The organism is Methylobacterium sp. J-070 (genome assembly GCF_022829385.1).
Lineage (GTDB): Bacteria > Pseudomonadota > Alphaproteobacteria > Rhizobiales > Beijerinckiaceae > Methylobacterium.
Genome location: NZ_JAKSXX010000085.1, coordinates 1 through 335, shown reverse-complemented (window position 1 = coordinate 335; position 335 = coordinate 1). Strand labels below are relative to the sequence as shown.

Sequence of the window (335 nt, the reverse complement as noted above, 5' to 3'; positions counted from 1 at the left end):
GTGATTTTGGTTGCGGGGACAGGATTTGAACCTGTGACCTTCAGGTTATGAGCCTGACGAGCTACCGGGCTGCTCCACCCCGCGCCAAGTGTGTGCGGTCGACCCGCAAGCGTGTGCGGCTGGTCCGGTGCGACCTGCCGTGAGGCGGGGCCGGGTCCGGGGGCCGGATCGGTGTGTCGTGATGAGGGGATGTTGGATTGCGATGGGCGGGTCTGGCGGCGACCGACTCTCCCGTGTCTTGAGACACAGTACCATGGGCGCTGGCGTGTTTAACGGCCGAGTTCGAGATGGGATCGGGTTCTGGGCACGCCGCTCAGGCCACCAGACCGGCCCAT

The 335-nt window shown here is 65.4% G+C and carries 1 tRNA gene and 1 rRNA gene; both read right to left on the bottom strand.

What is annotated here, in order from left to right:
- Positions 1 to 7: 7 nt before the first annotated feature.
- Positions 8 to 84 (bottom strand) — tRNA-Met (locus MKL01_RS06590).
- Between the two features lie 126 nt (positions 85 to 210).
- A 5S ribosomal RNA gene (rrf, locus tag MKL01_RS06585) occupies positions 211 to 326 on the bottom strand.
- Positions 327 to 335: the final 9 nt, after the last annotated feature.